Genomic DNA, 8,067 nt, shown 5'->3' on the forward strand with positions numbered 1-8,067 from the left:
GGTCGCGGCCGAGCACGGCCAGCTGCTCCATCGCCGCCGGGCGATAGACGTCGAGCGAGGCCATCAGCACCTTGCGCTTGTCACGCTGGACCAGACGGCGGGCGAGCTTTGCAGTGGTGGTGGTTTTACCGGAGCCTTGCAGACCGACCATCATGATCGGCACCGGCGGCACGGAGTTGACGTCGATGGTCTGGCTTTCGGCCCCGAGTGTGTTGATCAGCTCGTCATGGACGATCTTGACGACCATCTGGCCGGGGGTGACCGACTTGACGACGGTCGCGCCGATCGCCTGCTCGCGCACGCGCTCGGTGAAGCTGCGAACCACCTCGAGCGCGACGTCGGCCTCCAGCAGCGCGCGGCGCACCTCGCGCATCGCGGCATCGACGTCCTTTTCGGTCAGCGCACCGCGCCCCGTCAGACGATCGAGAATTCCGCCAAGCCGTTCCGACAGATTGTCGAACAATGCCGTTGTCCTCTTTTACCTCTCCCCGCTCGCGGGGAGAGGTCGGATCGCCCTTGCGATCCGGGTGAGGGGGTACGGGACCGTCTACGCGCACCATGCGCGGAGAGAGCCCCTCACCCCGACCCTCTCCCCGCAAGAGCGGGGCGAGGGAGAAGAAAGTCCAAACACCTTTACGCCCGAGGGCGCACAGCGCTGTCGGGCGTTGACCTCCGGTCTCGAGGACCAGTCGGCGGGTCGAAAAGAAAGCCTTTCCGAGAAAGTGGCGGGGTTAAACGCCGCTCACGCCCAAAAGTCAAGGAAAGTTAGGGCGCCGGAATGTCTCTGCCAAGGTAACGTCTTGAAAATACGTCGCTTTCGACTGCAGGTTCCTTTTCCTTTTGCCTCGCCCATATAGAAGGTGATGACTTACCTCCGCCACCAGTCCTGAAGCCCGCCGTGCCGATCACCCGCCGCCGCCTGTTCGGACTGCTTGCCGGGGCAGGCGCCCTGGTCGGTGTCCCGTCCCTTTGGATGTCCCGCATGAAAACCTACGACGGTCCCGCCTCCGACCATTTCGACGGTCTGAACTTCTTCGATCCGGACGGCGCGCCGCCGAAATCGCTTCGGGAGGTGCTGCGTTGGCAGCTCGGCGGCAAGCGGCAGCGCGCCACCTGGCCCGACTGGGCGCCCAGCCCCCATGCCGACACGCCGCCGGCGCGGGTCGACGGCGACAAGGTGCGGTTCTCCTTCGTCGGGCATGCCAGCTGGCTGATCCAGACCGGCGGCCTCAACATTCTGGTCGACCCCGTCTGGTCGACGCGGGTCTCGCCGGTCGCCTGGGCCGGGCCGAAGCGGCACAACGATCCCGGCATCGCCTTCGAGAAGCTGCCGAAGATCGACGTCGTGCTGGTCTCGCACGGCCATTACGATCATCTCGACATCGCGACGCTGTCGCGGCTCACCAAGAATTTTGCTCCGCGCGTGGTGACCCCGCTCGGCAACGACGTGACGATGCGCAGCTGGGATTCCACGATCAAGGTTGAAGCCTTCGACTGGCATGACCGCGTCGACCTCGGCGGGGGCATCGCCGTGCACCTGGTGCCGACCCGGCACTGGACGGCGCGCGGCATGTTCGATCGCAACAAGGCGCTGTGGGCGAGTTTCGTGCTGGAGACGCCGGCCGGAAAAATCTACGTCGTCTGCGATTCCGGCTATGGCGATGGCCGGCATTTCCGCCGTGTCGCCGAGAAGCATGGGAAGCTGCGACTGGCGATTCTCCCCATCGGCGCCTACGAGCCGCGCTGGTTCATGCGCGACCAGCACATGAATCCGGAGGACGCGGTGAAGGCGCTACGCGATTGCGGCGCCGAGGCCGCGCTCGGGCATCATCACGGCACGTTCCAGCTCACGGATGAGGCGATCGACGCGCCGGCCAAGGCGCTGCTCGAGGCGCTGGATGCTGCGAAGATTCCGCAGGAGAAGTTCGTGGCGATGAAACCGGGGCAGGTGGTGGAGATTTAGGTCTCGCTGTCGTCCCGGACAAGCGAAGCGAAGCGGAGCGTAGATCCGGGACCCATACCCACAGGGAGTGGTTTGGCGAAGACTCGGAGTGGGAGAGTTGCCTCACACTCCTCCCTGTGGTTATGGGTCCCCGCCTTCGCGGGGACGACCACCGTTGTTTGGGCGGGCAGCGTGCCTCTTGCGGCCTACTGCCCCGCTTTGATCGCCCAGCTCACATTCACCGTCACCGACAGCGTTTCCTCGCCGGGCGCAACTGCGGCTTGCGGTGCTGCCATCGGCGCTGTTGCCATCCGCGACTTGAACAGCGGCACCGGGGCGCCGCCCTCGGACACGCTGAGCGGAGCGCCCAGCGTGACGCCGGTGGCCTTGGCGTAGATCTCGGCCTTGCGGCGCGCGTCCACGACCGCCTGCTCGCGCGCGTCGTCGAGCAGCTTCGAGGCCTGCGTCACCTCGAAGGAGATGTTGCCGATGTCGTTGGCGCCGGCGCCGACCAGCGTGTCGATGATGGTGGCGACCTTGGTCACGTCGCGAATTTTTACGGTGACACGGTTGCTGGCGCGGAAGCCGACCACCGGGGATGCGCCGGTGGATTTGTTCTGGCCGTATTGCGGCTGCAGCGACAGCCGCGAGGTCTGGTAATCCTTCTCGGCGATGCCGGCGCCCTTCAAAGCCAGCAGCACCTTGCCCATCGCGGCGTTGTTGGCATCGGATGCTTCCTTCGCTGTCTTGGCGTCGTTGGCGACGCCGGCGTCGATCTGCGCGAGATCGGGCGCCGCAGAAATGTTGGCTTCGCCGCTCACCGTAATGGCGGATGGAAAATCATCGGCAAGCGCGGGCGTTGTCAGCAGCGTGGCGGCGAAAACGGCGGCAAGGGACGTAGCAAGTACGGCAGTCTTTTTCATCGGTCTCACTTCAGTGGCACGAAAACGTTGATCACGAGCTTGTCCTCTGCCGTCTTGAGTGGATCGGTGAGGTATTCCTCGATGAAGGTGTCCTTGGCTTCCAGTCTCTTGTCGTCGAGGTGATTGGTGATCGCCTCGTAGGTGTTGTCCATGTTGTCGTAGGAACCGCGATGGACGAATTTCAGCACCTTGCCCTCCGGCGACTTGCCGATGCTCATGTCCTTGGCAAGGTTCTTGGGATCCTGCTCGACCGGGATCTCGGCAAGGAAGGTGAAGCCGGTATCGTCGGTCGAGGTGTAGACGATCATCGCATTGCCGGCATGCTTGATGCCCTGCTTGTCCAGGAGCGTATTCAGCGCCTTGAAAGCGTCGATCAGCGTGTCGAAGGCCGAGTCCCAATTGGCAGTGCCCTTGACCATCACGACCTTCTTCCCCTCGAGCGTGGTTTCCAGGCCGAACGGATCGGCGGTCTGCACCGGGGCAGGTGTTGCGGCCGCCGCCGGCGGCGGGGCCGTGGGGCTGGGTGAGGCACTGGCTGCGGGCGAGGGCGACGTTGTCGGGGCCGGCGACGCGCTGGCGGCAGGCGACGGCGCGGGTGAGGCCGTCGCCGATGGGGCAGGCGAGGCGCTCGCGGCCGGGGCGGGAGAAGCCGATGGGGCCGGCGAGGGACTTGCCGAGGCCGCCGGTGCCGGGCTCGGAGTTTGCGCCAGAACCTCGGGCAGGCCAAGCGACAAGGCCGCTGCCGGGATCAGCGCGGCCAGAGCAAGACGACGAAACCTCATCATTTTTATTCTCCCCAAGGCCTTAACCAAGGCCCTTCATCAGCAAGACCTTGCCCACCAAGGCCTAATCCGGCTTGAGCCCGGCCGCGCATCCCGGTTCGCGACGAACTTTCGCCGTTCTAACACGTGGGTGCCAAATTCGTCCCATGACAGATGCGTCATGGCAGTTCTCCTGGCAGTCCTCCTGGCGCCCGGCGGCAAATCACTGGCCAAGCCGCCAAGGATCGCCATATAAGACAGGCGAAATTCGGGAATTTTCATGAGCGCGCTGGCCAACCACGCATTTGCCAAGATGAACGGCATCGGCAACGAGATCGTCGTTGTCGACATGCGCGATTCCGCAGCAAAGGTGACGCCGGACGACGCCCGCGCGGTGGCGTCCGCGAACGGTGGCGTGGCCTACGACCAGCTCATGGTGCTGCAGAAGCCGCGGCTCGACGGCACCGAAGCCTTCATCCGCATCTACAACAGCGATGGCTCCGAGGCCGGTGCCTGCGGCAACGGCATGCGCTGTGTGGTGCGGCGCATCTTCGAGAAGAACGGGCAGACCGCCGCGACGTTCGAGACGGCGGCCGGCTTGCTCAATGCCTGGCAGGGCCCGGCGCCCGATCTCTACACCGTCGATATGGGCGCGCCGAAGTTCGGCTGGCAGGACATTCCGCTGGCGGAAGAGTTCCGCGATACCCGCTACATCGAATTGCAGATCGGGCCGATCGACAATCCCATCCTGCATTCGCCCTCCGTGTTGAGCATGGGCAATCCGCATGCGATTTTCTGGGTCGACGACGTCAACGCCTACGATCTCGAGCGTTTCGGTCCGCTGCTCGAAAACCACCCGATCTTCCCGGAGCGCGCCAACATCACGCTCGCCCATATCGTCGATGACAAGCACATCACGATCCGCACCTGGGAGCGCGGTGCCGGCCTGACCAGGGCCTGCGGCTCGGCGGCCTGCGCCACGGCCGTCGGTGCGGCCCGCCTGAAGCGGGCCGAGCGCAAGGTCGAGATCACGCTGCCCGGCGGCAAGCTCGGCATCGAATGGCGCGAACGCGACGATCACGTGCTGATGACGGGCACGGCGACCTTCGAATATGAGGGCAGATTCGATCCGGCGCTGTTTGCGCCGGCCGCCTGATGGCCGTCGACGTCGTCACCTTCGGCTGCCGCCTCAATGCTTTCGAGGCCGAAGTGATCCGCCGCGAGGCCGAGGGTGCTGGCCTTTCAGACACCATCGTCATCAACAGTTGCGCCGTCACCAACGAGGCGGTGGCGCAGGCGCGGCAATCGATCCGCAAACTGAAGCGCGAACGGCCCGAGGCGCGCATCGTCGTCACCGGTTGCGCGGCGCAGACGCAAGCTGCGATGTTCGCCGACATGACCGAGGTCGATCGCGTCGTCGGCAACGACGACAAGATGCGCCGCCAAGCCTGGCGCGAGGCCCGCGATGCCTTCGATCTCGGCGCCGGCGAGAAGATCGCCGTCAGCGACATCATGGCCGTGAGGGAGATGGCGCCGCATCTCATCGACGGCTATACGAGCGGCCTGCCGCGCGTGTTCGTGCAGGTGCAGAACGGCTGCGACCATCGCTGCACCTTCTGCATCATCCCCTATGGCCGCGGCAATTCGCGCTCGGTACCGATGGGCGCGGTGGTCGAGCAGGTGCGGACGCTGGCCGAGCGCGGCCATGCCGAGATCGTGCTGACCGGTGTCGATCTCACCAGCTACGGCACTGACCTTCCGGGCGCGCCGAAGCTCGGCATGCTGACGAAGCAGATCTTGCGGCATGTGCCGGAACTCAGGCGCCTGCGCATCTCCTCGATCGATTCGATCGAGGTGGATGCTGATCTGCTTGACGCCATCGCCGGCGATGCGCGGCTGATGCCGCATCTGCATCTGTCGCTGCAATCCGGCGACGACATGATCCTGAAGCGGATGAAGCGGCGGCATTCACGGCAGGACGCGATCGTGTTCTGCGAGCAGGTGCGCCGCCTGCGCCCCGATGTCCTGTTCGGTGCCGACATCATCGCGGGTTTCCCGACCGAGACGGAGGAGATGTTTTCGCGCTCGCTCGATCTGGTCGAGGAATGCGGCCTGACATTCCTGCACGTCTTCCCCTATTCACCTCGCCCCGGCACGCCGGCCGCACGGATGCCGCAGGTGGCGGGGCCGGCGATCAAGGAGCGCGCGAAGCGGCTGCGGGCAGCTGGCGAGATGGCGCTACGCAAGCGGCTGCAAGCCGAAATCGGTGCCACGCGCGATGTGCTGATCGAGAGTGAGGCGCAGGGCCGCACGGAGCATTACCTGCCGGTGGCGATCGCTGGCGAGCGGGTGGGAAGCGTGGTGTCGCTGCGGATCGTTGGCGGCGATGGTGAGCGACTGACTACTTAGTCGGGCTACGGCGAGTTGGACGCGCTATATCCCCAGCGTCGTCGCTGCGAACGCAGGGACCCATACCGCGTGATTTATCGGTTGCGGATGGTCGCAGTACCGAATTCCGAATCTTCGCCAAACGTCACCCTGTGGTTATGGGTCCCTGCGTTCGCAGGGACGAAACCGAGGGTGTGGATATGCCTGCCCAAAGAGCGCGCCCTACGACGCCCTGACCTGCCAGAAGCGCAGCGTCCGCTTTGCATTCTCCGGCGTCATCCGCGCAAAGTGCCCTTGCGCTCTTGCAAGATCGGCCGGCTTCATGGCGCCTGTGGCAAAGCGGCTTTCGAGCACGGCGGTTGTGGTCTCCCAGCTGAGCTGCGCCGCCTTGCACGGCACCAGCAAGCCGTCGTCGCGCAGGCTCTGCATCAGCGGGCGGATCACCTCGACGGTTGATCCGGACAATGCGGCCAGCGCCGCGGCGGTCTCTTCATAGCGCCGCTGCGCGGCGAAACCGAGCAGCGTCGCTTCGCTGAGCTGGCAGGTCGCCTTGAGCATTGCAATCGCCCGCTTGGCACCTTCGAAATCGCGGACGCCCGACATCTCGCGATCGACACCGACGGTGACGGCGGCGATCGCGCTCTGGATTTCCTCGAACAGATGCGGCGGCGCGCGCGACAGCAGGCGGGCACGCACGGCATCGCTGGCCGAGCGCAGCAACCGGCGACGCAGCTCCGACGGCAGGTCGACGCGGACGCCGACGCTGACGGCAAGTTCGGGATCGGCCTCGGCCTGCCCGATTATGACGGCGAATCCGTTTCCGGAGACGCGCGCGCCGGGATTGGCAGCGAGCCGCCGGTTGACGCTGGGATAGCGGCGCGCCAGAAGTGCGTCGGTGACGATTTCCTTCAACCACCAGCGGCCGGCGATCGCCAGCAGATGCGGCTCGCCCTTGGATGATGCGATCTTCACCAGCTCGCCGTCGTCGAGGCGGGCGGATTCCTGCAGCACGGGACCGGCGATGCGGATCTCGTTATTGCTGGCGAGGCGGCGGATTACCGAAGGCGGTGCCTGCGCGATCGGCGCCAGCTGCGCGCTGATCTCGGCGAGCGCGATGCGTGCGCCTATGTCGGCAAGGGCGCGAAGCTCGATGGTGCCGATCAGGCGCTCGAGCACCTCGTCGAACAGCGCGATCTGCTCGTCGTCGAAACTGCCGGCAGAGGAGAGGAACAGGTCGGTGACGCGCCGGGCCGTTTCCAGGCCCTTTTCCGCCGAGCCTGCGCGAATCGCGGATTCGACCTCTTCGATGATCGATAGCTCAGCCTTGGACATCACGCCTTGCTCGTCCTGAGCGGTTACAGAAGCTTGTTCTAAGCAACCGTCATCATTAGCGCCGAGCGCTGAACGTTTCGTAAACCATGGGCGGAAGGCGAGTGCCGACCCTCATCCTCAGGAGCCCGCAAAGCGGGCGTCTCGAAGGATGGCCGCGGGCGAGATGCGGGCCTTTCTTGGCGGCCTGCTCACCCTGAGGGTCTAAAAGATTATTCCCCGTTCCAGCCGCAGGCGCGGAGCTTTTCGTGCATGTGGGGCGGGGCCGGCGCCACGACGCGGACGGGCTCCTTGTTCCGGGAGATCGGCACCACGATCTCGCGGGAATGCAGATGCAGCTTTGGCTCGCCGAAACGCGGGCCGTTGCCGTAAATGTTATCGCCGAAGATCGGCCAGCCGGTCGCGGCCGAATGCACCCGCAATTGATGGGTCCGCCCGGTCACCGGTTCCATGGCCAGCCAGGTGAAACCGTCACCCCGGCCCATTACTTTCCAGTTCGTGATCGCCTTTTGTCCCTCAGGATCAGGCTTCTGCCACCAGCCCCGTTCGGCGTTGAGCCGGCCGAGCGGCATGTCGATGGTGCCCTCGTCCTCGGCGGGGCCGCCCTCGACCACGGTCCAGTAGGTCTTGCCGATCTTGCCATGCTTGAAGAGGAGGCCGAGCGAGGCCGTTGCCTTGCGGTGGCGGCCGAGCACGAGGCAGCCGGAGGTGTCCCTGTCCAGCC

The 8,067-nt window shown here is 65.4% G+C and carries 8 protein-coding genes; 3 read left to right on the forward strand and 5 right to left on the reverse strand.

Features of this window, described 5'->3' with window-relative positions; genetic code table 11:
• Window positions 1-463 (reverse strand): signal recognition particle receptor subunit alpha (locus tag IC66_RS0127715; RefSeq protein WP_038941791.1); only part of this gene is annotated, 463 nt, incomplete at its 3' end.
• Between the two features lie 435 nt (window positions 464-898).
• Between IC66_RS0127715 and IC66_RS0127720 the strand changes: the two genes are divergently transcribed.
• Window positions 899-1,963, forward strand: a complete 1,065-nt coding sequence (locus IC66_RS0127720) for an MBL fold metallo-hydrolase (protein WP_083859349.1) — start codon at window positions 899-901, stop codon at window positions 1,961-1,963.
• A gap of 185 nt (window positions 1,964-2,148) precedes the next feature.
• On the opposite strand, the gene IC66_RS0127725 is transcribed toward IC66_RS0127720, so the two are convergent.
• Window positions 2,149-2,865, reverse strand: a complete 717-nt coding sequence (locus IC66_RS0127725) for an SIMPL domain-containing protein (RefSeq protein ID WP_038949846.1) — start codon at window positions 2,863-2,865, stop codon at window positions 2,149-2,151.
• A gap of 5 nt (window positions 2,866-2,870) precedes the next feature.
• On the reverse strand, window positions 2,871-3,650 hold the full coding sequence (locus IC66_RS43725) for a GyrI-like domain-containing protein (protein ID WP_038949847.1): 780 nt from the start codon (window positions 3,648-3,650) through the stop codon (window positions 2,871-2,873).
• 256 nt (window positions 3,651-3,906) lie between these two features.
• Between IC66_RS43725 and dapF the strand changes: the two genes are divergently transcribed.
• Complete coding sequence (dapF, locus tag IC66_RS0127735; RefSeq protein WP_038949848.1) at window positions 3,907-4,782, forward strand: diaminopimelate epimerase; 876 nt, start codon at window positions 3,907-3,909, stop codon at window positions 4,780-4,782.
• Window positions 4,782-6,035 (forward strand): tRNA (N(6)-L-threonylcarbamoyladenosine(37)-C(2))-methylthiotransferase MtaB, encoded by a 1,254-nt coding sequence (mtaB, locus tag IC66_RS0127740; RefSeq protein WP_038949849.1) that lies wholly within the window; start codon window positions 4,782-4,784, stop codon window positions 6,033-6,035. Before dapF ends, mtaB begins: the two co-directional genes overlap by 1 nt.
• Window positions 6,036-6,236: 201 nt before the next feature.
• Here mtaB and IC66_RS0127745 read toward each other — a convergent pair whose 3' ends face one another.
• Both IC66_RS0127745 and IC66_RS0127750 read right to left on the reverse strand, forming a co-directional pair.
• Entirely contained in the window at window positions 6,237-7,346 is a 1,110-nt protein-coding gene (locus tag IC66_RS0127745) for a DUF2336 domain-containing protein (protein ID WP_038949850.1), read from the reverse strand.
• Window positions 7,347-7,555: 209 nt separating this feature from the next.
• Window positions 7,556-8,067, reverse strand: a 512-nt coding sequence (locus tag IC66_RS0127750) for an RluA family pseudouridine synthase (protein ID WP_038949851.1), incomplete at its 5' end; no start/stop codon positions are given.

The organism is Bradyrhizobium genomosp. III (assembly GCF_000261705.1).
Lineage (GTDB): Bacteria > Pseudomonadota > Alphaproteobacteria > Rhizobiales > Xanthobacteraceae > Bradyrhizobium > Bradyrhizobium ottawaense.

Coding starts and splice junctions, on each gene's coding strand:
- IC66_RS0127725 (WP_038949846.1), bottom strand. CDS start 2,865: ATGAAAAAGACTGCCGTACTTGCTACGTCCCTTGCCGCCGTTTTCGCC.
- IC66_RS43725 (WP_038949847.1), bottom strand. CDS start 3,650: ATGATGAGGTTTCGTCGTCTTGCTCTGGCCGCGCTGATCCCGGCAGCG.
- dapF (WP_038949848.1), top strand. CDS start 3,907: ATGAGCGCGCTGGCCAACCACGCATTTGCCAAGATGAACGGCATCGGC.
- mtaB (WP_038949849.1), top strand. CDS start 4,782: ATGGCCGTCGACGTCGTCACCTTCGGCTGCCGCCTCAATGCTTTCGAG.
- IC66_RS0127745 (WP_038949850.1), bottom strand. CDS start 7,346: ATGTCCAAGGCTGAGCTATCGATCATCGAAGAGGTCGAATCCGCGATT.